This window comes from Pseudomonas thivervalensis, from assembly GCF_001269655.1.
In the GTDB taxonomy this organism is placed as follows: domain Bacteria; phylum Pseudomonadota; class Gammaproteobacteria; order Pseudomonadales; family Pseudomonadaceae; genus Aquipseudomonas; species Aquipseudomonas thivervalensis.
Genome location: NZ_LHVE01000020.1, coordinates 279,843 through 302,045, shown reverse-complemented (window position 1 = coordinate 302,045; position 22,203 = coordinate 279,843). Strand labels below are relative to the sequence as shown.

General features: G+C 62.9%; 23 protein-coding genes. 5 read left to right on the top strand and 18 right to left on the bottom strand.

All coding sequences use genetic code 11. The annotated features are described in order from the left end of the window. The 12 genes from hrpT to AD659_RS26300 all read right to left on the bottom strand — a co-directional run bounded on the left by hrpT (nt 1) and on the right by AD659_RS26300 (nt 8,913). A complete protein-coding gene (gene hrpT, locus AD659_RS26355; protein WP_053126317.1) occupies nt 1–210 on the bottom strand; it encodes an HrpT family type III secretion system protein in 210 nt (69 codons plus the stop codon). Continuing rightward, nucleotides 207–2,357 (bottom strand): type III secretion system outer membrane ring subunit SctC, encoded by a 2,151-nt coding sequence (gene sctC, locus AD659_RS26350; RefSeq protein WP_053126315.1) that lies wholly within the window; start codon nt 2,355–2,357, stop codon nt 207–209. Before sctC ends, hrpT begins: the two co-directional genes overlap by 4 nt. Continuing rightward, a complete protein-coding gene (locus AD659_RS26345) occupies nt 2,350–2,787 on the bottom strand; it encodes a type III secretion system chaperone (protein WP_053126313.1) in 438 nt (145 codons plus the stop codon). The genes sctC and AD659_RS26345 overlap by 8 nt, the downstream gene beginning before the upstream one ends. Continuing rightward, nucleotides 2,774–2,998, bottom strand: coding sequence for a type III secretion protein (locus AD659_RS26340; protein WP_053126311.1), 225 nt, complete (start codon nt 2,996–2,998; stop codon nt 2,774–2,776). The genes AD659_RS26345 and AD659_RS26340 overlap by 14 nt, the downstream gene beginning before the upstream one ends. A gap of 254 nt (nt 2,999–3,252) precedes the next feature. Continuing rightward, nucleotides 3,253–3,846, bottom strand: a complete 594-nt coding sequence (gene sctL / locus AD659_RS26335) for a type III secretion system stator protein SctL (protein ID WP_053126309.1) — start codon at nt 3,844–3,846, stop codon at nt 3,253–3,255. Next, nucleotides 3,824–4,414, bottom strand: a complete 591-nt coding sequence (locus AD659_RS26330) for a hypothetical protein (RefSeq protein WP_053126307.1) — start codon at nt 4,412–4,414, stop codon at nt 3,824–3,826. Before AD659_RS26330 ends, sctL begins: the two co-directional genes overlap by 23 nt. Continuing rightward, nucleotides 4,411–5,298: a type III secretion system inner membrane ring lipoprotein SctJ gene (sctJ, locus tag AD659_RS26325; protein WP_053126305.1), complete on the bottom strand. Its 888-nt coding sequence runs from the start codon at nt 5,296–5,298 to the stop codon at nt 4,411–4,413. Before sctJ ends, AD659_RS26330 begins: the two co-directional genes overlap by 4 nt. A gap of 14 nt (nt 5,299–5,312) precedes the next feature. Continuing rightward, a complete protein-coding gene (gene sctI, locus AD659_RS26320; RefSeq protein WP_053126303.1) occupies nt 5,313–5,687 on the bottom strand; it encodes a type III secretion system inner rod subunit SctI in 375 nt (124 codons plus the stop codon). 52 nt (nt 5,688–5,739) lie between these two features. Continuing rightward, nucleotides 5,740–6,648: a type III secretion protein gene (locus tag AD659_RS26315; RefSeq protein WP_053126301.1), complete on the bottom strand. Its 909-nt coding sequence runs from the start codon at nt 6,646–6,648 to the stop codon at nt 5,740–5,742. A 58-nt stretch (nt 6,649–6,706) separates the two neighbouring features. Further along, nucleotides 6,707–6,916, bottom strand: coding sequence for a type III secretion system major pilin HrpA (locus tag AD659_RS26310; RefSeq protein WP_003177441.1), 210 nt, complete (start codon nt 6,914–6,916; stop codon nt 6,707–6,709). Between the two features lie 93 nt (nt 6,917–7,009). After that, entirely contained in the window at nt 7,010–7,933 is a 924-nt protein-coding gene (locus AD659_RS26305; protein ID WP_053126299.1) for a sigma 54-interacting transcriptional regulator, read from the bottom strand. 404 nt (nt 7,934–8,337) lie between these two features. Further along, a complete protein-coding gene (locus AD659_RS26300) occupies nt 8,338–8,913 on the bottom strand; it encodes a DUF6436 domain-containing protein (protein WP_053126297.1) in 576 nt (191 codons plus the stop codon). Between the two features lie 108 nt (nt 8,914–9,021). On the opposite strand from AD659_RS26300, the gene bipL reads away from it, so the two are divergent. Further along, nucleotides 9,022–9,969 (top strand): phospholipase BipL, encoded by a 948-nt coding sequence (bipL, locus tag AD659_RS26295; RefSeq protein WP_053126295.1) that lies wholly within the window; start codon nt 9,022–9,024, stop codon nt 9,967–9,969. A gap of 129 nt (nt 9,970–10,098) precedes the next feature. On the opposite strand, the gene AD659_RS26290 is transcribed toward bipL, so the two are convergent. Then, the gene (locus tag AD659_RS26290; RefSeq protein WP_053126293.1) at nt 10,099–10,842 is read right to left on the bottom strand and encodes a DUF2059 domain-containing protein; all 744 of its coding nucleotides are present in this window, start codon (nt 10,840–10,842) and stop codon (nt 10,099–10,101) included. Nucleotides 10,843–10,982: 140 nt separating this feature from the next. Between AD659_RS26290 and AD659_RS26285 the strand changes: the two genes are divergently transcribed. Both AD659_RS26285 and AD659_RS26280 read left to right on the top strand, forming a co-directional pair. Beyond that, a complete protein-coding gene (locus AD659_RS26285; protein WP_053126291.1) occupies nt 10,983–11,615 on the top strand; it encodes a 2OG-Fe(II) oxygenase in 633 nt (210 codons plus the stop codon). 2 nt (nt 11,616–11,617) lie between these two features. Next, a complete protein-coding gene (locus AD659_RS26280; RefSeq protein ID WP_053126288.1) occupies nt 11,618–12,109 on the top strand; it encodes a 2-thiouracil desulfurase family protein in 492 nt (163 codons plus the stop codon). Nucleotides 12,110–12,295: 186 nt separating this feature from the next. On the opposite strand, the gene AD659_RS26275 is transcribed toward AD659_RS26280, so the two are convergent. Together AD659_RS26275 and AD659_RS26270 are read right to left on the bottom strand one after the other, a co-directional pair. Next, nucleotides 12,296–13,669: a GTPase/DUF3482 domain-containing protein gene (locus AD659_RS26275; RefSeq protein WP_053126286.1), complete on the bottom strand. Its 1,374-nt coding sequence runs from the start codon at nt 13,667–13,669 to the stop codon at nt 12,296–12,298. Beyond that, the gene (locus AD659_RS26270; RefSeq protein ID WP_053126283.1) at nt 13,662–15,029 is read right to left on the bottom strand and encodes a DUF2868 domain-containing protein; all 1,368 of its coding nucleotides are present in this window, start codon (nt 15,027–15,029) and stop codon (nt 13,662–13,664) included. Before AD659_RS26270 ends, AD659_RS26275 begins: the two co-directional genes overlap by 8 nt. An 86-nt stretch (nt 15,030–15,115) precedes the next feature. On the opposite strand from AD659_RS26270, the gene AD659_RS26265 reads away from it, so the two are divergent. Beyond that, nucleotides 15,116–15,628 (top strand): dihydrofolate reductase, encoded by a 513-nt coding sequence (locus AD659_RS26265; protein WP_053126281.1) that lies wholly within the window; start codon nt 15,116–15,118, stop codon nt 15,626–15,628. Between the two features lie 132 nt (nt 15,629–15,760). Here AD659_RS26265 and AD659_RS26260 read toward each other — a convergent pair whose 3' ends face one another. Next, nucleotides 15,761–17,152: an L-cystine transporter gene (locus tag AD659_RS26260; protein WP_053126279.1), complete on the bottom strand. Its 1,392-nt coding sequence runs from the start codon at nt 17,150–17,152 to the stop codon at nt 15,761–15,763. Between the two features lie 243 nt (nt 17,153–17,395). Between AD659_RS26260 and AD659_RS26255 the strand changes: the two genes are divergently transcribed. Further along, a complete protein-coding gene (locus tag AD659_RS26255) occupies nt 17,396–18,451 on the top strand; it encodes an HAD family hydrolase (RefSeq protein WP_053126277.1) in 1,056 nt (351 codons plus the stop codon). A 262-nt stretch (nt 18,452–18,713) separates the two neighbouring features. On the opposite strand, the gene ilvD is transcribed toward AD659_RS26255, so the two are convergent. Continuing rightward, a complete protein-coding gene (gene ilvD, locus AD659_RS26250; protein ID WP_053126275.1) occupies nt 18,714–20,555 on the bottom strand; it encodes a dihydroxy-acid dehydratase in 1,842 nt (613 codons plus the stop codon). Nucleotides 20,556–20,823: 268 nt separating this feature from the next. Then, on the bottom strand, nt 20,824–22,029 hold the full coding sequence (locus AD659_RS26245; protein ID WP_053126273.1) for an MFS transporter: 1,206 nt from the start codon (nt 22,027–22,029) through the stop codon (nt 20,824–20,826). Nucleotides 22,030–22,203 lie beyond the last annotated feature (174 nt).

Sequence of the window (22,203 nt, the reverse complement as noted above, 5' to 3'; positions counted from 1 at the left end):
TCAGTTCTCCAATGGGACGACCGTATGGTCCAGTGGGTGTTCGGGAGAGCCAAGGCCGCCGCGCATGCCCGGTGACCACCAGATCACCAGTCGCCCGTTGTCCGGTTCGGCGCGGTTGCAGGCCTCGCCCTGGCAGCCGAAGCGGTTCGCGCAGCCGGCGAACACCGGCAGGCTCAGCAATAAAACGAGCAGCAGTGGCGTGCGACTCATGGCAAGGTCCTCGCGCTGGTTTGCAGAAGAGAAGGGCGCTCGCCACCTGGCGTTCGCGTGGGTTGTTTCATGACCACGAACACTTCCGTTTCCTCGCCGGGCTCGAGCCACACCTTCGGCCAGGCGGAGGTGGCCAGGGCCCAGCGGCTGCCGCAGCTCGCCTCGTCGAAGCGCAATCGCTGCTGGCCGTCGTTGCGCACCACGCCCACGGCGATGCCGTAGTCGGGGCCTGCGAACCATTGGGCCCGTGCAGCGTCCAGCGATAGCCCGGGTTGCAACGCGCACAAGGTGTCGGGCGAATAGGGAATCGACGCAGCTTGCTTGAACGTGGCCGGAATGTTGCCATCGGCGAGTTGGGCGAGCACATCGCTGACTTCGATACGGCCAATGGGGCGGGTGCCGTTGCGGCGCTCTTCCAGGCGGGCCATGGCGCTGTCGACCTGTTCGCGGTCGAGGGCGGAGATGTAGCGGGCCGGGTCGACCTGGTCACCGATCAGGCGGGGCGTCAGGATGAACACCCGTTCGCGGCGGCTGGTCTCGCGTGTGGTCGATGAAAACAACAGCGGCCCGATCAGCGGGATGCGGCCCAGCCACGGCACTCGCTCGAGGTTATCGCCAGTCTCTTCGGTATGAAAACCGCCAACCACCAACGACCGGCTTTCCCCCATGACGGCCTGCGTGCTGACCACGCCCCGGCGTACGCTGGGCGTCTGTTGGCCGACCTCTGAGGGTTCGATGCGGCCGTCCTCGATGTCCAGGGACATCTGGATCTGGTTGCGGCCCCCGGTCTCGATGGCATGAGGCACCACCTGCAGGCTGGTACCCGCCGTGATGGGCTCGACGGTGGCCACGCGCTCGCCGATGGCGGAGATGTACTCGGTCCGGCTGAAGTCGATGACCGCCGGCTGGTTCTCCAGGGTCAGTACCGATGGGTTCGCCACCACCGAGGCCAGGCCACGGCCCTCCAGGGCCCGCAGTTGCGCGGAAAAGTCGCCGTAGTCCTGAATGAACACCGTCGAACTGGCGCCGGGGCGAATCATCGATGCTCCACCGATCAGATCGCCGCTCTCGACGTTCCAGTTCGAGGCCAGCTCGGCCAGTTGCGTACGGTCGATGTCGAGGATGATCGCATCGATCTCCACCAGCTTGCGCGGTACGTCGACATCGCGAATCAGCGGCGTATAGATTTCCCGCCGCTTGGGCGCGTCATAGATGAGCACCGCGTTGTTGCGCACGTCGGCTTCGACGCGGATCTTGCCCCGACCGCCTCCACCGCTGCTACCGCCGGAGGGGACACGGCTGGTGTTCGGACGACCCATGCCGTTGAGTGCCAACTGTTCAATGTTGCCCATGGTCGTGGCTTGCTGGGTCTGCATATTCTGGAACGATGCTTGGGGCGAGGCCGTCTGCATACCCCCCGACACCGCGCTGCGGCTTTCCAGCAAACCTTTCAGGATGCTGGCGACCCCGGGAATGACCAGCGTTTCGCCGCGGTACTTGACGTTGCGGTCGGCGGCGGTGGCGTAGCGCAATGGGAAGCTGATCACTTCCTGCTTTTCCTCGGGGGTCTTGCGCGCTTCGGCAAACTGCGCCACCAGGCGCACATAACGCTCCGGACCGGAGACCAGGACCACGCCTTCGTCGGGCAATTCGCCCCAGCCGAAACGCGGATCCAGCAGGCCGATATCGGTCAGGGCTTGCTTCATGTCCGGCACGGCGTCGGCGGACACTTCCAGGCGCGTGGAGTCCTGGTTCTGCAAGGGGCTGACGTACAACGTATTGCCGTACATGAACCACTGGAAGCGATTTTCCAGGCCGAGCCTGTCGAGGAACGCCTGGGGACTTTCGGCGCGCATCCGCCCATCGACGGTGCCTTTTACCGTGCCGTCGATCACCAGCTGCACCGCGAAGGTATTGGCAAAGTCGCCGAGTACCTTGGCCAACGGTGTGCTCTGGGCGTCGTAGGCGTAAGGCGTGTTCTTCCAGTCGGTCGGTACGGCCGCCTGTGCCGGCATGCCTGCGCCAAGCGCGCCGGCCAATGCCAGTGCGATCAGCGAAGGTTTCGCCCAGCGGCGTGGGATCCACTGGCGAAGGTGTACCTTGCCTGCGGTCATCAAGCGGTACGGTGCAAGCCACCTGTTAGGCATGGCGGATTCCTGTTCCGAGCAAGTGAGAGTGCGAGAGACGTCGCGCCACAGGCGCCGCCACGGCACGTTGGTCTTTATTGAGAATGGATTGCCAGGTGTCACGCTGGTTGAGCAGCGCTTCGAGCACCTCGATCAGGTCGTCGATGTGCCCGCCCGGCACCGGTTGCGCCACCAGCCATAACCGACCGTCTTGCGGCGAACGGGCCAGCGCGCCAGGGAATCGTGAGAGGCTTGGGTGCGCCAGCCGAAGCAGGTCTTCCAGAGCCGCCTCGTGGGTCATCGGGACGGTCAGTTCGACCGATACCAGCAAACCCTCTTCGAGTTTGCTGAAGGTCGCCTCGCCATCGTCGATGACCAGGGTGAAGTGCCCCGGGCCATCGACGCTGGTGCTCCAGTGGGTGAGCTGTGTGCGCAGCTCATGGCATTGCATCGATGATCGCCTTGGCGAGGTTGTGATGGGCAGTGGTCTGTTGTGTCGCCGCGTTCACCGCGACGGACATGCCGTTCATGCTGGTCAGGAACGAATGCATGTCGTCGAGCGACTGACTTTCTGCCGCGTTTATAGCAGCGTTGTTGACGTTGTCGGTCGCGCGTTGGAAGTAGGTGTCGAGGCGGCGCTGGACGGCATCGGTGGAAGACATGGGCGGTTCCTCTGGGCTAGGCATATTCACGAGGTGAGTGGTGGTTATGCCGTTGGCGGTTCCGCGCAAATCAGGAAAAAACGTCGCCGGGGTGGGGCTGGCTTGTGATCGCGGTGGGTCAGCTTGCAGAAATGTTGGATGTGCCGCCGTCATCGCGAGCAAGCTCGCTCCCACAGTTTTTTCCGGGGTGTTCACAGGCATCACGCCCGCCCCAAATCCCCTGTGGGAGCGAGCTTGCTCGCGATAGCGGTGGGTCAGTTGGCGGAGTTGTGTGGTGGTTCGGGCAGGCGCAGGGCTTCGACGGCGGTAGGCCAGTCGAGCAGGTAGGTGCCGCCGGGTGTTTCCAGTTTCAGTTGATGTCGTTGCATGTCGGCATCCGCCACCGGCGTCCAGGGGCGTCGGCTATCGGTGCCCAGGCTCTGCGTCAGGCTTGCCAGGTCTTCGGGGTGGCAGCGAAGGGTGGCGCTGACCGGGTCGTCCTGACGCGATGCAATCTGGCGGACGAGTGCATCGATGCGTGCCTGCTCCGGTACCTCGTCCAACAGCCTCCCCAAGGCCTCGTTGACCACGTGTGCCGCACTCGCCTCGATCCGCTCCCACAGGGCTTGGCGCTGGGCTTCCCAGGTGGCGAGCAGGGTTTCGGCTTTTTCCCAGAATCGCGCTTGGGCCTCGAGTACGCTCGCTTGCGCCTCGGCGCGAGCGCGTTCAAGCAATTGCGCCGCCTGCACCTGGGCCTGTTCGAGGACGACTTGCGCGCGAGCACAATCCACAAGGGTTTCGCGCGCGATATAAGGCTGTGACAGGCCCTGGCCATCAGGGCGCAGTTCAAGTGATCGCCGAGCGAGCATCGTGTCTCTCCGTTGGAATAGTGGCCGGGGCGGCGAGGCTTTGCTCGGCCTTCCAGCAGGCGGACTGCCAAAGCGTGTTCAGCTTGGTGGCCGGTGGTTGAGGGGCGGGTGCCGATTCGATGGCGATGATCCTGCTGCGTGGGAATGCCAGGCGTGCACGTTCCCAGGCTCGCTCACCCAGCCAGGCGCGCAGCAGTGCCAGCGGATCCTGGCTGTGTTCAAGCCAGTGCCCCGGACGCAGGGCTTTGGCGGTGCGCTCGCACCAGGCCCGGTCCTGCGCCGAAAGTGCCTGTGTGGCCGTTAAGGGTGAGCACGTGCTCGCCACCAATTCGCAGGCAAGGAGCAAGGTCCGTGGCGTACCGCAGAACAGCGATTGCAGCATCGGGCTCGGTGGTGGTGGCGTGCACGGCGTCATACCAAAACTGCGCGCAAGCGCGGCATGGTGCCCCCGGGCGAGGGTGTCGATTTGCGGCGCGGTCAGCCGGCAAATCGACAATGGATACCAGTCCCGGTCTGCTTCGCGCCATGGGTGGCTCCACCAGCGCACCCATTCAATCTCCGCCGTCATGCAGCGGTCCCGTTACTGTCGGGCTTGGCCCCCGGAGTTTTCACGGCAAACAGTCCAGGTGTCATGCTGCTTTGAGGTGAGGCGAGCGTCCCGGTGGGCTTGGCAAGCTTGTGGTCGAGAAATCGTGGCAGCACCCACACGCCTTTGCGCCATAGCCGATAGAGGCCATACAAGGCGCCCAACAGGATGGCGAGCAAGGCGATGCTTGCCGCCACGGTCACCGCCCGCCAATAGCCGACATCATCGGCCTGCATGAGGAAGGGGCCGAAATACGCCATCTTGCGCCGTTCCTGATACGGCGCGGCGGGCACGAATACCACCGACAGTTTGGTCGGGTTCTGAGCGGCGTCGGCCATGCCGGGAATCCCGCTGGCGACCAGATTGCGCACACGTGGGGTGATGCTGTCGGGGTCCAGGGCACTGGTGTGCTTGATAAATACCGAGGCCGATGCGGGCTGGACCGGCTCACCCGGGGCTACCCGTTCCGGCAGGACCACATGGACCCGGGCGAGCACTACGCCGTCTATTTGTGAAAGCGTCGATTCGAGCTCCTGGGACAGCGCATAAATGTAGCGGGCACGCTCTTCCATGGGCGTGGAAATGACCCCTTCCTTGCGGAAGATTTCCCCCAGGCTGGAGCGGGATCGACGCGGCAGGCCGGCGGCTTCGAGTACCTGGACGGCGCTGTTCATGTCGCCAGGCTCGACCAGCACCGTCAGCCCGTCCTTGTCGACTTGCTTGCTCGCCTCCACGTTCTTGTTCGCCAGTTCGGCGATCACTTCGTTGGCATCCTGCTCGGAAAGATGGCTGTGCAACGCCGTTCGTTCGTCGCAACCGGTGAGCAGCAGGCACAGCAACAGTGTTGGGAACGCGCGCATGGACATGACCGGCCTTCCCTTTACTGAAGATTGGTGAGTTTCTCGATGGCCTGGGAGCCTTTGCTGACGACTTTCGCGGTCATCAGGCTTTCGAGGTGGAAGGACGACAACGATCGGTTCGACTGCAACATATCCTGCGGGTCGGCGGTGCGGATGGCCTTGAGCATGTCCCGGTTGGCGCGATCATCCAGGCGCTGCAGCTCACCGGAACGGCTCGACAACGAATCAATGATGCGTGCCGCGACATTGTTTTCGCTGTCCGGGGCGGGGGCTTTTTCGCGCATTTGTGCGTTGAACCAACTGACATCGCTGGTCTCGGCGCTCGCCTGTGGTCTGGCGCTCGTTTTGGCGGAAGTGGCGGCGAGGTTGCTGGGATCGATAGCGTGTATGTCCATGGGAAATCTCCTGTTTCAAAGGCCGGTTAGAACATTCAAAGCGTGGGTGCCTTCAGGCGCACATCAGCCTCAAGACGTTGCGAGCGCTACCGCTGACGCTCAGGTGAAACTCGATGTCCTCCCGGCTGCGTCGGACACGTTGGCGTATCGGCGCCTGCTGACCGGTCAGGCGGGCCAGGGCGAAGTCCAACTCTTCGAGGGCAAGCTGGAACAACCGTGTTTCGCGAGCATCCAGCGCTGTGCCGCGGGCAATGCGTTCGGTCCATGTCCACCGTTCTGCGTCGAGGGTCGCCGGTGGGGGATAGCGCGCCGGGTGCTGGTCCATGAATGCGGCGATCTCGAACAACAGGTCCTGGTCGTCCGGTTCATACCGCGCCTGGCCGTCACCTTCATCGATGTCCAGCAGCGTCAATAGCTTCCTTCGGCCCAGGACGGCGATGATCTTGAGCAACAGCGACAGGCTCGCCTCACGACCCCGTCGCGTGGCGTGATCGCCCTCCCTCTCCCATGCGCCGAACAACGCGCCACAGAAGGGGTTGTTGGCATTGCCGAAATCGCTTTGGCTGTCGACATCGTTGTCACCGATAGGCTGCCGGCGATGGGCGAACATCTGGGCCAGATCGTTGAACAGGTCCTCATTGGAATAGGCGTCATCGATGTCGACATCGAGATTGGAACCGGTGCCGCTGTTGATCTCTTCCAGGATGTCTTCCAGCACCAGGCGCAAAGGGTCTTCGGTCTCGGCGGCCAATCGGTCCTGGGGATTCGGCCAGCCAAACCGCGACTGTCCGCCCGTCGAACCGTGTTCGTCGCCCCACTGGACAAGCGACTCCCGCAACCGGTCGCCGACCCCATGCAGCGCCAGGTGCAGGTCCGGCGGAGACGGGGCAGGGCGCAGCGTGGGCTCGTCATGGGACAGGTCTCTGAGAGCACGAAGGCTGTCTGGCAAGTCGATGTGCATAGGGCCTCCTCGCATCGCGCTTGAGGTTACCCCGCCGGAGCGGGGCTCAAGCGCGAGGTCAGAATCGTATGTTTTTCGAGGCCTCCCCCATGGCGGTGATGGCTTTGGTTGCGGTGTCCATCGACCCTGCCGCGATTGCGTTCATGGTGTCGGCGACCAGCTTCTTCTGGTCGAATTCGGATTTCATGGTTGTCATCGCAGCCGAGGTCGCGTCCATCTGCTGCATGGCAGCCGTGGAAGCCGCGAGAGAAAGTCCACCAAAACTCATAGTCGTATCTCCGGGTTGTGGAATGGCGAGACGATCGTGAACGTCTCGAAGGTTAAGTGGCGACCGTTGCGTAAACGGTTCCACCGAACCGACTCAACTCGTCGATATTTGCAGGCACTTCATGCGGTAATACAGCGTGCGCCGGGCGATACCCAGCTCAGCGATGACCTTGTCGATGCAATGATGGTGGCGGCGCATGCAGTCCTCGATGAGGATTTTTTCGAACTGCTGCAGGTGTTCCTTCAACTTGAGCGTCGAGCTGTTGTGTTCCAGTTGCTCGGCGCGGGGCAGTGCCGGCAAACCCAGCACGTAGCGCTTGGCAGCCGATTGCAGCTCGCGGATGTTTCCAGGCCAGGCGTAGCCGAGCAGTTGGCGCAACAACGCTGGCGACGGTGCGACATAAGGCCGGTCGAGTGCCTGGGCCTCCCGGTGCACCAGCGACTGGAACAGTGGCACGATGCGCTCCTTGCGGCTGCGCAGTGGCGGCAGCTTGAGACTGATGATGTTCAGGCGGAAATACAGGTCCCGGCGAAACTCGCCACGTTCGACCATTTCTCCCAGCGGGCATTGGGCGGAGGCGATAACCCGCATGTTCACCGGAATGTTCTGGGTCGAGCCCAGCCGCTGGACCGTCCTGGACTCCAGGACTCGCAGCAGCTTGGCTTGCAGGCCCAACGGCATGCTGTCGATTTCGTCCAGGTACAGCGTGCCGTTATGCGCGGCTTCGACGAACCCCGCGCGATTCTGGCTGGCGCCGGTAAACGCACCGGTGTTGGCCCCGAAAAGCTGGCTCTCCGCGAGGGTTTCGGGAATGGCGGCGCAGTTGATGGCCACGAACTTGCCGGAGCAGCCGGACATGCGATGGATCTTTTCTGCGAGCGTGTCTTTACCGGTGCCAGTCTCGCCGCGCAGCAGCACGTCGATCATGAGCGGGGCGACACTTTGGACAAACGCCTCGAGGTTGAGGGCGTCTTCTTTGTGGGGATTGGAAAGTGCAGCGCATAACAGCTTTTGCATCACTGACGATTCCATTTCTTGTTTGGTTAGGAGGGTCGACAAGTTGAAAGATCAAAAGGCGTATGGAACTTCCTCTAGTTAGCGCCGCCGCGCGACTGCACAGGTAATGAACATTTTGCGGGTCACGAGGTTTAGAGAAGAGATTAAAAAAAAGTTCATGCTGGCACGGACGCTGTTAATCGATTCAGCTAAACGGTCAGCGAGGGTCAATCGTCCTGTACAAGCCGTCTGGCACGGGGCACAGGCCGAAAGGGAAGGGTAATGGCGTTCTTTGAAGAAATTGGATCCGACAAACGGTTCAGCCCAGGCCCTTAGTTTGAGCAAGAACTCTAGAGATGAGCACTAGGCTCAACTTTGTGTCGTTGCCGAAGAGGAAGCTGGAAATACAAGTTGTAGTTAATTGATCAGTTTGAAACCGACCATGGGCAATAACAGCCCACCGCCAACGTGTGAGTCGCATTAACTTCCCGGCCGACACTCAACGCTTCGAGAATCGGCTCGATGAAGCTGTTGCTCGAGTTGCAGGTCAGGCCTTCGCTGTAGGGGCCGAAATATGCCAGTTGACCGCTGCGATCCCAGATCGCCACAGCCGGGCTGGCGGGGATCTGGCTTGAGCCGGGAAGTGTCGGGAGGGTTTTCAGGCTGCTCAACGTGGCCGGCAGCCGACCTTGGCTGCCGGCTTTTTGTACCGCATAGAACTCGACGCCTTGCGGTACATATTTATCGACCAGCTCGGCAAGGTGTTGCTGGTTGCCGACGTTGCACGGGCAGGCCGGGTCCCAGAAATGCACCAGGCGGATCGCGCCGGGGCCGGCCAGGTCGGCAGGCAGGCGCAGAGGGTCGCCGGAAAACACGGCCGTGTGTTGACTGAACGTTCGCAGGAAACGGCCCTGGAACCAGTCGTAGGCCACCCACAAGACGACGGCGCATCCGAGGACTAGCAGGCTGGCAAGCAAGGTCGTGCGGTGGGACGGGCGCATGGAGTCGATCCTCTGAAGCCGCGTAGCTTGCCATGCTTGCCGCGACAGATGAATATCGCAGGCCAGTAAAGTCTGTTTCGCGCGCTGCGCCCATGCCTGGAAACCTTGATGCCTGCCACTTTCGATCCCGATCTCTTGCGTGCCAGCCTGCAACCGTTGGCCCAGTGGCAAGCCCTGTCCGAGCAAGCCCAGGCCTACCAGCGGTTCTATGGCCTGGATTTTCCCCAGCGCAGCGTGCGCAAGGGGTTGGGACGTTTCGAGGTGGGCGGGTATGAGCTGGTGAACCAGCTCTGGTGGCCGGAAAAAGCCGTGGCGACGATGTTTGTGTTCCACGGCTACTACGACCACATGGGGCTGTACCGGCACTTGATCGAGTGGGCCCTGGAGCAGAAGTTCGCGGTGATCGCCTGCGACTTGCCGGGCCATGGCCTGTCCAGCGGAGAACGCGCCAGCATCGAGGATTTCGCCGAGTACCAGGCCACCTTGCAGGGGCTGTTAGCCGAGGCCGCGACGCTGGACCTGCCGCAGCCCTGGCACCTGTGTGGGCAAAGCACCGGCGGCGCCATCGTGGTCGATCATGTGCTCAACCACGGCGCGCAGAGCCCGGCCCAGGGCCAGGTCATCCTGCTGTCACCCCTGGTGCGGCCGCGGGCCTGGGGCTGGTCGCGCCTGAGTTATTACCTGCTCAAGCCGTTCGTGACCGGTATCGCCCGGCGTTTCAGTGAGAACTCCACCGATCCGCAGTTCCTGCCGTTCCTGCAAGCCGACCCGCTGCAGCCGCTGCGCCTGCCCACCGCGTGGGTGGGCGCGTTGGGGCAATGGATCAAGCGTATCGAAGCCGCTCCGAGCAGCCCGCGCCAGCCATTGATCGTACAGGGGCAGGCGGACATGACGGTGGATTGGGTGCACAACCTGAACGTACTGCGCAGCAAGTTCGACCGGCCGCAGGTATTGATGCTGCCTGAGGGGCGGCATCATTTGGCGAACGAGGCGCTGGCGATGCGGCAGGAGATGTTTGGGTTCTTGACCAAGCGGATGAGCAGGATTCGGCGGTGAGCGGGCTATTGCTATCGCGAGCAGGCTCGCTCCCACACGGGATCTTAATCGATCACAAAACCTGAATTCGTCCAAATACCCTGTGGGAGCGAGCCTGCTCGCGATAGCGGTCTCAAGGATACTGAAGAGCTATTGCCCGAGATTCTGCCCCACCGCCAACCCCGCCCGAATTGCCGCCAAAGCCGCTTGATAATAGGCCTGGCCCTCGGTCGACTCGGCGAAGGTGGCGAATTCTTCCAGCTCGGTGTCCGTCAGGTCACGGTAAACGTACAGCAGCGTGTTGTTCAGGTCTGCGCCGATCTGATCCATCAGTCGCTGGCGCTGGCCGTTGAGCATGCCCTGGGCCTGGCCGGCCCCCAAGAGCCCCGGGATCATCGAACTCAGGCTGTCAGCCGCCACGCCAGCAATCGCCAGGCTGACTTCGGCGCCGGCTTCGCGGGCGGGCAGGGCCTGGGCCAGGTGGCCGATGATCAACAGGCGGTTGTCGCTGGCTTGCATCTTCGGCAGGCCCTTGGCGTTTTTCGCCAATTGATCGCGCCGGGTCGCCAGCAACTCGGCCGCCACGACTTTGCGGCCCAAAGGCGATTGGAAGAAGCCCAGGGCCGGCTGAGGGTCGCGAAGATTCTGGCGCATTTGCGCCTCGGCCCGCTGGTCCATGGCCTGGGGGGCGAAACGTTGATTGCTGTTGTTGACCAGCGCCTGGAACACCGCGGGCGGCAGGCTGCTCTGGTAGCGCTGCTGGGCGGCGCTCAAGGCGTCATTGAAATGCGCCCGCTGTTCCGGCCAGCCGGCGACCTTGTACAACTGGTCGTAGCTGTCTGCCCAGGCGGGCAAAACGCAGAACATCAACAGTGAGAAAAGCAAACGGCGCATAGGGACTCCTGTCAGCAGCCGACTATTCTCCGTGGGGTGTGGGGTCTTGTCGAGAATTCGTATCAAGTTCGTACGACGGCGCTATTTGACGCAGCGAACCCGCTGCGTGGCGCTGTCGGTTTTGCAGGCACAGGCATACTATGCGCGCCATGCAAATACCTTCTGATCACCCGCTGCTGTTACGTATCGTCGATGACCTGGCCGAGCGCGGCTGGTCGCAGCAGAACCTCTTCCTGCCGGAGGCGCTGACCCGTGCCCTGGCGGCCGAATGCCGCCAGCGTGCCGCCGAGGGCGAGCTGGCGCCGGCGGCGGTCGGGCGCGGGCCGTTCTCGGAAATTCGCGAAGGGATTCGGGGTGATCGCATCCAATGGATCGAACCTGGCCAGGCGCAAGCCTGCGACCATTACCTGGCGCTGATGGACAGCCTGCGCGAGGCGATGAATCGCGGGTTGTTCCTGGGCCTGGAAGACTTCGAAAGTCACTTTGCCCTCTATCCACCTGGTGCGTTCTACCTCAAGCATGTCGACCGCTTTCGTGACGACGACCGGCGCATGGTGTCGGCGGTGCTTTACCTCAATGACGATTGGCTGCCGGAACACGGCGGCCAGTTGCGCATGTACCTGGAGGACGGCGTGGAGCGTGACGTGGTGCCCATCGGTGGTTGTCTGGTGGTGTTCCTGTCGGGAGACATCCCCCATGAAGTGCTGCCGGCCACACGGGATCGCCTGTCCTTGACCGGTTGGTTCCGCCGTCGCGGCAACGAGTTGTTCTGACGATGGAAAAGATCCTGGTCAGTCGCTGCCTGCTCGGCCATCGCGTGCGCTACGACGGCGGTGCCAGCGGGCCGTTCGATCAGCTCCAGCAATGGCTCGACGAAGGCCGGGTCGTGCCGCTGTGCCCGGAAGTCGCCGGCGGCTTGCCCACGCCTCGGGCGGCGGCGGAGATTCCTGGCGGGCAGGGCGGGCAAGTGCTCGACGGCCAGGCAGCGGTGATTACCACCGATGGCGAAGATGTGACCACGCAGTTTCTCTCAGGCGCGTATCAAGCGCTGGAACACGTGCGTGAACACGGCATCCGCATCGCCGTGCTCAAGGCCAACAGCCCGTCGTGCGGCAACCTGCTGACCTATGACGGGACCTTCAGCGGTGTGAAGGTCAGCGGCGAAGGCGTGACGGCGGCGTTGCTCAAGCGCCATGGGGTGCAAGTGTTCAGTGAGCTGGAGTTGCCTGAAGCGGCGGCGGCCCTCAAGGCCTTGAGCAACGAATGATTGTCGGCAGACCGCTTTTGTGGCGGGGGAGCTTGCTCCCGCTGGGCTGCGAAGCGGCCCCAAAAATGTCGGAGCACGGTTGGCCTGACACATCGAGGTGTCAGGTTTTAGGGTTGCTTCGCAACCCAGCGGGAGCAAGCTCCCTCGCCACAGGGTTGGTATGCGTGCCACAGGGCTTTGTATTGCTCAGAGCTGCTGGGCCAACTGCCCGATCTGCTCCTGCCGCTCCGCCTGGCTCAATCGCGCCTGGGGATTGAGCGATGACCATTGCGGATGCGCCCGGGCCTTGTTCAGGGCTTCGGGTAGCTTGCCTTCGCGCCAGGTCTTGTCCTGGGGCGTGGCGATGCGGATGCTGTCCAGCGCCGCGTGGCCGCGCAGGTTGAGGGCATGCAGCAATTGTCGTTGGCGCAGGGCCAGCAGGCGCAGCACGCTGTCGTCCACCGTCAGTTCCCGTTGCCCCTTGAGCTTGCCCATCAGCCGGTTGCCGTAGCTGCGGGCGGTTTGCAGGGTGCCGCCGACAATGGCCCCGGCCAGGGCCGCGGCACCGAGGGTCAAGCCGCCCACCAGCAAGTCCACCCCAGCGCCGGCCGCTGCGCCCGCCGCGATCCCGCCGCCGACGCGTACACCCAATTGCTTGAGGGTCTCGGGGTTGAACAAATCATCGCCCCAGCGCCCGTCGAGCAACGGCAGGTCGCTGGCAGCAGCGTCCTGGGGGCGGAACGCGTAGAGCTTGAGCAGGGCTTCGACACAGCGCTGTTCGCGTTGACGTACGGCGTTGCGCAATTCGCCGATGGCCTCGCGCTCCAATTCGGTGTCGCTGGCGACGCTGCGTCGGCAGGCGGCACAGTCGATCAGCAATTCGGCGATCAAGCGCGCCGCGCTCTGCTGGCGCGCCAGGCGTTGAGCCTGTTGGTCGGCGACCAACCGTTCCAGTTGCCCACGGGCGCTTTCCAGCAACAGTGCGAGGCTTTCGTACAGGCGTCGTTCGCCGTCCTCGGGGGGAGCGACGCTGTCAAAACGCACCAGGGCGTGCAGCCCCAATCGCGCCAAGGCTTCGCGCCAGTCGGGCTCGCGATGGTGAGCGCTGCTGACGAAATTCAATACCGGCAGCAGCGGCTTGCCACAACTGGCGAGGACTTCCAATTCATCGCGGTACTTGGCCAGCACCGGCTCCCGAGCATCGATCACATACAAGCCGGCGTCGCTGGCGAGCAATTGCCGCAGCACCTTGGCTTCCTGTTCGAAGCGTTGCCGGGCCTCGCTGCCCTCGAGGAAACGAGCCAGGCGTGCCGGGCCGTCGAGGCGTTCGCCAGGGCGCTCCAGGCGCTCGAGGTAATCGAGCAGGGCGATGGCGTCCTCCAGGCCCGGCGTGTCGTATAGCTCCAGCAATGCTTCGCCGTCCACCGACAAGCGCGCACCCTCGACATGCCGGGTGGTGCTCGGACGGTGGGACACCTCGCCGAAGCCGACATCACGGGTCAAAGTCCGCAGCAGCGAGGTCTTGCCCACATTGGTGTGGCCGACCACGGCCAGCTTCAGCGGCTTCACGGGGTCAGTCATGGCCGCTCTCCAGCCAGTTCAAGGGCATGCAATCGGCGAAGGGCAGATGCAACTGTTGCAGTGCGCTGTGCCAGTCGCCCAGGCGCTCGGCGTCCAGTGCTTCGCCGGGCGGTGCCTGCAACAGCCAGACGCGGGTGGCGCTGGCGCTGCGGGCCAGCTCGGCGATCAGCGCCAGGCTGCCACGGTCCGGTGAGCGGCGTGGGTCACAGGCTATCGCCAGACGTGCCGGCGGAAAGCGCGACAGTTGTTCGAGGAGTTTATGGCGCGACTCGCGACTGTCGAGGGTACCGGCGTTTTTCACGGTTTCGGGCAGCTTGGGCGGCCAGGGCCGATCGTCCAGTTCGATCGCCACCAACAGCGCGCCGTCGCTGTCCACCATGCTGACGGCACTTTCAATGGGATGCAATTGCGCGGGTGCGGCGTCGTTGACGCCCAGGCGTTCGCTGCTGGGCATCAGCCGTTCACGCAATTGGGCGTAGCCCGGCAGGTTCAAGTCCAGGCGCAATGTGGTGCGACCACGCCGCCAGAGCCATAGGCACAGCAATACCAGGCCCAGGCGCGGCAGCAGGCCATAGACCAGCAGCACGCCGACCAGCCAGGCGGCCCAGGCCTGGCGGGCGCTCTCGATGTTCAGCGCGGCGTCGCCACTGGCGCGGATCATGTCCACCGTCGGCACGCTGAAGCCCAGCAGTGCCGGCAGCGCGCCGAGGGCCTGGGTCATGGCGACGAAGGTCTCGCTGCCCAGCAGGGTGGTTTCCCAGACGAAACCGTAGCGCCGAGTCGCCATCAGCAACAGGACGATGACCAGCGCGCTGAGCATCGCCAGCAACCACAGGCCATTGACCAACACACCGAGGGCCCAGCGATTGAGTTTGTGCCGTTGCAGCAACAGCAGCAGGGCCGGCGCCAGTTGGGCGGCCTTGGCGTCGCGGGCGAGTTTTTCGCTGAGCCACAGCCACAGGCGCCCCAGTACTGCATCGTGCTCACCGGCGAAGACCAGGCCCAGGGCCCAACCGATGAGCAGCATTAGGTTCAGCCCCAACAGACTGCCCAAGGCCCAGAACACGTTGACCGGTGTCTGGCCGTCACCGAGGGCAGCAAAGCCCAGGCCGGCACCGCTGATGAGGGCGAGCAGCGCCAACGCGATCAGCGCCAGGCGCGCCCCTTGCAGCCAATGGCGCAGGGCTTGCGTGAGGCCATCGCGCTCGGCCAGCCAGCGGGCGCGCTGATGGATGCGGGTGGAGAGATCGCCGCCTGCCGCACGGGCCAGGCGATTGGCTTCCTGGTCTTCGAGCGGGCCGGCGTGCTCTTCGCGCAGGCGGATCGTCTCGGTCAACCAGAGGTTCTGCAGTACTGTCACGGGGGCTTCCGTTGCTCGAATGAGGGTTGAGCATAACCGCTGTGATGCCTGTCAGGGTACGCCGGGCCTCTGGTATCCTCGCGGCCATGAACAAAACTCTCCCCCTAAGCCTGATCGCAGCCCTCGGTGAAAACCGTGTGATCGGCGTCGACAACAGCATGCCCTGGCACCTGCCGGGGGATTTCAAATACTTCAAGGCCACCACCCTGGGCAAGCCGATCATCATGGGACGCAAGACCTGGGATTCCCTGGGTCGACCGCTGCCGGGGCGCTTGAACATCGTCGTCAGTCGCCAGTCGGGGCTGGTGCTGGAGGGCGCGGAAGTGTTTTCCACCCTGGAGGCCGCAGTGGCGCGAGCCGAGGCGTGGGCCCTGGAGCAGGGCGTTGGCGAATTGATGTTGATCGGCGGCGCCCAGCTGTACGCCCAGGCCCTGGAGCAGGCGGATCGACTGTACCTGACCCGCGTGGCGCTGAGCCCTGAGGGTGACGCGTGGTTCCCGGCGTTCGATTCGAACCAGTGGCAGCGGGTCTCGAACCGGCCGAACCCGGCCGAAGGGGACAAGCCGGCCTACAGCTTTGAGGTGTGGGAAAAACGTTGAGTCAAGCGTGGATCATTCCCACGCTCTGCGTGGGAATGTAGCCCGTGACGCTCCGCGTCACTGGACGCTCCGCGTCCCTTGAGGCATTCCCACGCAGAGCGTGGGAACGATCAATCATCAGGCGCCGCCAAATCAAGCGTGCACCAACTCCCCATGCGCCTCGGCATCGAGCAAGGCCTTATCAGTCTGCTGCATCACCTGGCTGGTGATCGCCCCGGCGGTGATCGAACCGCTGACGTTCAACGCCGTACGACCCATGTCGATCAAGGGTTCGACGGAAATCAGCAAGGCAACCAGCGACACCGGCAAACCCATGGCCGGCAGCACGATCAGCGCGGCGAACGTCGCGCCGCCACCGACCCCGGCCACCCCGGCCGAACTCAACGTCACGATTGCCACCAGCGTCGCGATCCAGACCGGGTCCAGCGGGTTGATGCCCACCGTCGGTGCGACCATCACCGCCAGCATGGCCGGATAGAGGCCGGCACAGCCGTTCTGGCCGATGGTGGCGCCGAACGAGGCGCTGAAGCTGGCAATCGCCCGTGGGATGCCGAGACGACTGGTCTGGGCTTCGATGCTCAACGGGATGGTGGCGGCGCTGGAACGGCTGGTGAAGGCGAAGGTCAGCACCGGCCAGATCTTGCGGAAGAAGCGCAACGGGTTGATCCCGGCCGCGGACACCAGCAGGCCATGGACCACGAACATCAGGCCCAGGCCGAGGTAGGACACCACGACAAAACTGCCGAGCTTGATGATGTCCTGGACGTTGGAACCGGCCACCACCTTGGTCATCAGCGCCAGCACACCGTACGGCGTCAGCTTCATCACCAGGCGCACCAGGCGCGTCACCCAGCTTTGCAGGGTGTCGATGGCGTTGATCACTTTCTGGCCTTTCTCCACGTCATCCTTGAGCAACTGCAACGCCGCGACACCGAGGAACGCGGCGAAGATCACCACGCTGATGATCGACGTCGGCTTGGCCCGCGCCAGGTCGGCAAAGGGATTCTGCGGAATGAACGAAAGCAGCAGTTGCGGGATGTTCAGGTCGGCGACCTTGCCGGCGTAGTCGCTCTGGATCACTTGCAGGCGCGCCAGCTCCTGGGTGCCGGCCACCAGGCCTTCGGCGGTGAGGCCGAACAGGTTGGTCAGGCCGATGCCGATCAGCGCGGCAATGGCGGTGGTGAACAGCAGCGTGCCAATGGTCAGGAAGCTGATCTTGCCCAGGGACGAGGCGTTATGCAGGCGGGCCACGGCGCTGAGGATCGAGGCGAAGACCAGCGGGATCACGATCATTTGCAGCAACTGCACATAGCCGTTGCCCACCAGGTCGAACCAGCCGATCGAGGCCTTGAGCACCGGGTTGCCGGCGCCATAAATCGTGTGCAGGGCGATGCCGAACACAACGCCCAGTACCAGTGCCAAAAGCACCTTCTTGGCCAGGCTCCAGGTGCGGTGACGGGTTTGTGCCAGGCCGAACAGCAAGGCGAGGAACACCAGCAGGTTGAGGATCAGCGGCAGATTCATCAAAAGAGACTCCGATAAGACGTGCCAGTCGCCCGAAGCCGCGACTGTGAGCCGGGAAGCCTAACAGCCTGATATCTAATGAATTAAGACTAAAAAGGCATGTTGATTGTCGTTTATGGAATAAGGACTTGGCGTTTGCGGGTATGTCGCTGGCGTTATCAGGACGCAAGCGGTCGCGGCTGGGCGAGGACTGTCACACGCATTTGTTAGCGTCGAGTTCTTTTGAACCCGGGAGAAATGCCGATGAAACTCGCACCTCGTTTTCTCGCTGCTGCCTTGAGCCTTGGCCTCGTCGGCCAGGCACTCGCCACCGAACTCAAGCACTGGCCGGCGGAACAGGCCAAGGCCTTGGAGGCGATGATCGCGGCGAACGCCAACAAGGGTAACTACGCGGTGTTCGACATGGACAACACCAGTTATCGCTACGATCTTGAAGAGTCGTTGCTGCCGTTCATGGAGAACAAGGGCCTCATCACCCGGGAAAGCCTGGACCCGTCCTTGAAGCTGATGCCGTTCAAGGACACGGCCGACCACAAGGAAAGCCTGTTCAGCTATTACTACCGTTTGTGCGAAGTGGACGACATGGTCTGCTATCCGTGGGTGGCCCAGGTGTTCTCGGGCTTCACGCTCAAGGAGCTCAAGGGCTATGTCGATGAGTTGATGGCGTCCGGAAAACCGGTGCCAACCACTTATTACGATGGCGACAAAGTGGTCCAGTACAACGTCAATCCGCCGAAAATCTTCACCGGTCAGGCCGAGCTGTACAACAAGTTGATGGAAAACGGCATCGACGTTTATGTCATGACCGCCGCTTCTGAAGAACTGGTGCGCATGGTCGCCTCGGATCCGAAATACGGCTACAACCTCAAGCCGCAGAACGTGATCGGCGTGACCACGCTGCTCAAGGACCGCAAGACCGGTGAGTTGACCACCGCTCGCAAGCAGATCACCGACGGCAAATATGACGAGAAGGCCAACCTTGGCCTTGAATACACGCCTTACCTGTGGACCCCGGCAACCTGGATGGCCGGCAAGCACGCGGCGATCCTGACGTACATCGATGAATGGAAAAAACCGGTGCTGGTCGCCGGCGACACGCCGACCAGTGACGGCTACATGCTGTTCCACGATGTGGACGTGGCCAAGGGCGGTATTCACCTGTGGGTCAATCGCAAGGACAAGTACATGACCCAGATCAACGGCATGATGGCCAAGCACGCCGCTGCCCAGGCCAAGGAAGGGCTGCCGGTGACGGCGGACAAGAACTGGGTGATCGTCAAGCCCGAAGACATCCAGTAAACCCTGTCCCTGTGGGAGCAAGCTCGCTCCCACATTGATACCAAGGAACCCTGTGGCGAGGGAGCTTGCTCCCGCCGGGCTGCGCAGCAGCCCCAAGGTCGTCAATTCGCACATCGAGGTGAGGGGCGAATTTTTGGGGCCGCTTCGCGACCCAGCGGGAGCAAGCTCCCTCGCCACAAAGAGCACCTGGTTCCAAGGGCCGAACTGGAGCCATGAAAAAGCCCCGCACTTGGCGGGGCTTTTTCATGGGCGGTTATCGCGCTTACAGGCCGTCGAGCATCGCCTTGTTACGCACCGCGCCCTTGTCAGCGCTGGTGGCGAGCAGGGCGTAAGCCTTGAGGGCCGTGGTGACTTTGCGCGGACGCACTTCCACCGGTTTCCAGCCCTTGTTGTCCTGTTCGATGCGGCGCCCGGCCAGTTCTTCGTCGCTGATCAACAGATTGATCGAACGGTTCGGAATGTCGATCAGGACCTTGTCGCCATCGCGCACCAGGCCGATGGCACCGCCCGCCGCCGCTTCCGGCGAAGCGTGGCCGATGGACAGGCCCGAGGTGCCGCCGGAGAAGCGGCCATCGGTCAGCAAGGCGCAGGCTTTGCCCAGGCCCTTGGACTTCAGGTAGGACGTCGGGTAGAGCATTTCCTGCATGCCCGGGCCGCCTTTCGGACCTTCGTAGCGAATGATCACGATGTCGCCGGCCTTCACTTCGTCAGCGAGGATGCCGCGCACGGCGCTGTCCTGGCTTTCGAAAATCTTCGCGTTGCCTTCGAACACATGGATCGACTCGTCGACGCCGGCGGTCTTCACCACGCAGCCGTCCAGGGCGATGTTGCCGTACAGCACGGCCAGGCCGCCTTCCTGGGAGTAGGCATGCTCGACGCTACGGATGCAGCCGTTTTCACGGTCATCGTCCAGGGTTTCCCAGCGGGTCGACTGGCTGAACGCGGTTTGCGTCGGAATGCCCGCTGGGCCGGCCTTGAAGAAGTGATGCACGGCCTCGTCGGTGGTCTGGGTGATGTCCCACTTGGCGATGGCCTCGGCCATGCTCTTGCTGTGCACGGTCGGCAGGTCGGTGTGCAGCAGGCCACCACGGGCCAGGGAGCCGAGGATGCTGAAGATCCCGCCGGCGCGGTGCACGTCTTCCATGTGGTACTTCTGGATGTTCGGCGCGACCTTGCACAGTTGCGGCACGTGACGGGACAGGCGGTCGATGTCGCGCAGGTCGAAATCGATCTCGGCTTCCTGGGCCGCGGCCAGCAAGTGCAGGATGGTGTTGGTGGAACCGCCCATGGCGATGTCCAGGGTCATGGCGTTTTCAAACGCCTTGAAGTTGGCGATGTTGCGGGGCAACACCGACTCGTCGTTCTCGCCGTAGTAGCGCTTGCACAACTCGACGATGGTCCGGCCGGCCTGCAGGAACAACTGTTCGCGGTCGCTGTGGGTGGCCAGGGTCGAACCGTTGCCCGGCAGGGCCAGGCCCAGGGCTTCGGTCAGGCAGTTCATCGAGTTGGCGGTGAACATGCCGGAGCACGAACCGCAGGTCGGGCAGGCGCTGCGCTCGTACTCGGCAACCTTCTCGTCAGAGGCGCTGGAGTCGGCGGCGATCACCATGGCATCGACCAGGTCCAGGCCGTGGCTGGCGAGCTTGGTCTTGCCGGCTTCCATCGGGCCGCCAGAGACGAAGATCACCGGGATGTTCAGGCGCAGGGCGGCCATGAGCATGCCGGGGGTGATCTTGTCGCAGTTGGAAATGCACACGATGGCGTCGGCGCAGTGGGCGTTGACCATGTATTCGACGGAGTCGGCGATGATCTCGCGGCTCGGCAGCGAATAGAGCATGCCGTCATGGCCCATGGCGATGCCGTCGTCCACGGCGATGGTGTTGAATTCCTTGGCAACGCCGCCGACGCGTTCGATTTCCCGGGCAACCAGTTGGCCGAGGTCCTTGAGGTGGACGTGGCCCGGTACGAACTGGGTGAAGGAGTTGGCAATGGCGATGATCGGCTTCTTGAAGTCGTCATCTTTCATCCCCGTGGCGCGCCACAAGGCACGGGCGCCGGCCATGTTGCGGCCATGGGTGGATGTTTTCGAGCGGTAATCAGGCATGGAGCACTCCGGGCGGCTAATCAGGTACTTATCAGGTATCAATGGGGAAGTGAGCTTCTGTCGACGTCTGGAGCACCCGGGTTTGGCCGTGTGTCCGGAAGTGGCCGATGACTTTGCAGGATCGCTGCGCGCCTCGGCATGAGCTCATAAACCCGCCGGGGATGAATGGCGATGAATGCCACGATTCTACACCGCTGGCGCCAGGATGAAATGACGCAAAGCGCTGATCGGGCGCCAATGTCGTGCACGGGATGACGACTGGCAGGGTTCAGCCGAGCAATAGCCCCCTATCGCGCTGCCGGACCAGGGCATTGAGTGCCAGCCCCAGCAGGCTAAGCAGGATCAGGCAGAGGGCCAGGGCCAGCTGTAAGTCCAGCGGGGTGAGGCTGATCACGGCACTGGTTAGCCCGCCGACAATAAAGATCAGTACGCTACCGGCCGAGGCGGACGTGCCAGCCTGCGCCGGAAATAGCGTCATGGCTTGGTTGTTGGCTGCCGCGCGGGCAATGGTCGTTCCGGCGGTGCAAACGATCATGGGCGCTAACAGAGTAGTGATCGACAAGCCTAGGTAATTGGCGAGCCCCAGCATCAGGAGGCCTGCGGCAAGGATCAGGCTCAGTCCCGTTATGATTTGCGTCTGCGGGTCGATTCGGTTGCTCAGCAGGGTCGCGATGAGTCCGCCGCCAATATAGGCCAGACCATAGCCCAGCAGTACCAGCGAAAAAGCCTCGGGCGATAAGTGCAACTGGTCGATCAGGACCAGCGGTGAAATGACGATGAACGAAAAATGGCAGGAAAAAGCCAGCGCCGAGGTTAACCAATAAGCGACGAAACTGAAGTCACCGAAGACCTTTCGATAGGAAGCGATGATATTGAAACGCCTGGGTTGACTGCCGGCCGGGGGGCATTCAAGCAAATGACAGGCGCTTGCGAATACGCCAGCTGCCAGGGCAATGAACACCAGGAAGCTGCCGCGCCAGCCCATCCAGCTTTGCAGCCCGGTGCCAGCCAGGGGCGAAACGGAAATAAAAATCCCGCCGCAGGTGACCAGCAAGACTCGCAATCGCTGCTGTTCCTGTCCGGTGAACAGGTCCTGGATCAACGCTTGGGACAGCACGAAACAACCGCACCCCAAGGCCTGGACGACACGGAAGAAGAGAAAGGACCAGTAACTGTCGGCGAGTACGCAACCTGTTGCTCCAACCGCTGAACCGGCGATCCCGATCAACAGCAGGTTTTTTCGTCCCATAACGTCGGAAAGCGGACCGATCAGCAGTTGCGAAAGGGCGATGCCCACCGCGAACAGGCTGACAGACAGGGCGATATCGGATGATGGGCTCTGAAAGTGTTCGGACAGTGCAGGGAACGAGGGCAGCACGACATCGATTGGAAAGACGCCGAGCAGTGTCAGCGTCAGCAGCAAGCCGACGGTGGCCGGTTTACGGGCTGCCAAGCGGTTTTGCGGATCAGTCATGAGGCGTTCCAAGGCGTACTGAGGGTCGCTTTCAATCCTAATGCGTCATGTCCGCCAGTCACTGGGAGATTGAGTAGGACGGTTCTGGTAATTGCGTGGGGAGGCTCCTACAGATTTATTCAGACGCGCAAAAAAAATCGCAGCCAAGGCTGCGATCTGGTTGCCATTTGGGGG

Bases quoted from the DNA above. Each gene is read 5' to 3' on its own strand.
- sctI (WP_053126303.1), bottom strand. From the start codon at position 5,687: ATGGACATACACGCTATCGATCCCAGCAACCTCGCCGCCACTTCCGCC.
- sctC (WP_053126315.1), bottom strand. From the start codon at position 2,357: ATGCCTAACAGGTGGCTTGCACCGTACCGCTTGATGACCGCAGGCAAG.
- AD659_RS26285 (WP_053126291.1), top strand. From the start codon at position 10,983: ATGCGCGCCATGCAAATACCTTCTGATCACCCGCTGCTGTTACGTATC.
- sctJ (WP_053126305.1), bottom strand. From the start codon at position 5,298: ATGTCCATGCGCGCGTTCCCAACACTGTTGCTGTGCCTGCTGCTCACC.
- AD659_RS26255 (WP_053126277.1), top strand. From the start codon at position 17,396: ATGAAACTCGCACCTCGTTTTCTCGCTGCTGCCTTGAGCCTTGGCCTC.
- AD659_RS26315 (WP_053126301.1), bottom strand. From the start codon at position 6,648: ATGCACATCGACTTGCCAGACAGCCTTCGTGCTCTCAGAGACCTGTCC.
- AD659_RS26275 (WP_053126286.1), bottom strand. From the start codon at position 13,669: ATGACTGACCCCGTGAAGCCGCTGAAGCTGGCCGTGGTCGGCCACACC.
- AD659_RS26300 (WP_053126297.1), bottom strand. From the start codon at position 8,913: ATGCGCCCGTCCCACCGCACGACCTTGCTTGCCAGCCTGCTAGTCCTC.
- ilvD (WP_053126275.1), bottom strand. From the start codon at position 20,555: ATGCCTGATTACCGCTCGAAAACATCCACCCATGGCCGCAACATGGCC.
- AD659_RS26280 (WP_053126288.1), top strand. From the start codon at position 11,618: ATGGAAAAGATCCTGGTCAGTCGCTGCCTGCTCGGCCATCGCGTGCGC.
- bipL (WP_053126295.1), top strand. From the start codon at position 9,022: ATGCCTGCCACTTTCGATCCCGATCTCTTGCGTGCCAGCCTGCAACCG.
- AD659_RS26340 (WP_053126311.1), bottom strand. From the start codon at position 2,998: ATGTCTTCCACCGATGCCGTCCAGCGCCGCCTCGACACCTACTTCCAA.
- AD659_RS26345 (WP_053126313.1), bottom strand. From the start codon at position 2,787: ATGCAATGCCATGAGCTGCGCACACAGCTCACCCACTGGAGCACCAGC.
- AD659_RS26305 (WP_053126299.1), bottom strand. From the start codon at position 7,933: ATGCAAAAGCTGTTATGCGCTGCACTTTCCAATCCCCACAAAGAAGAC.
- AD659_RS26290 (WP_053126293.1), bottom strand. From the start codon at position 10,842: ATGCGCCGTTTGCTTTTCTCACTGTTGATGTTCTGCGTTTTGCCCGCC.
- AD659_RS26310 (WP_003177441.1), bottom strand. From the start codon at position 6,916: ATGAGTTTTGGTGGACTTTCTCTCGCGGCTTCCACGGCTGCCATGCAG.
- AD659_RS26265 (WP_053126281.1), top strand. From the start codon at position 15,116: ATGAACAAAACTCTCCCCCTAAGCCTGATCGCAGCCCTCGGTGAAAAC.
- AD659_RS26260 (WP_053126279.1), bottom strand. From the start codon at position 17,152: ATGAATCTGCCGCTGATCCTCAACCTGCTGGTGTTCCTCGCCTTGCTG.
- sctL (WP_053126309.1), bottom strand. From the start codon at position 3,846: ATGCTCGCTCGGCGATCACTTGAACTGCGCCCTGATGGCCAGGGCCTG.
- hrpT (WP_053126317.1), bottom strand. From the start codon at position 210: ATGAGTCGCACGCCACTGCTGCTCGTTTTATTGCTGAGCCTGCCGGTG.
- AD659_RS26245 (WP_053126273.1), bottom strand. From the start codon at position 22,029: ATGACTGATCCGCAAAACCGCTTGGCAGCCCGTAAACCGGCCACCGTC.
- AD659_RS26330 (WP_053126307.1), bottom strand. From the start codon at position 4,414: ATGACGGCGGAGATTGAATGGGTGCGCTGGTGGAGCCACCCATGGCGC.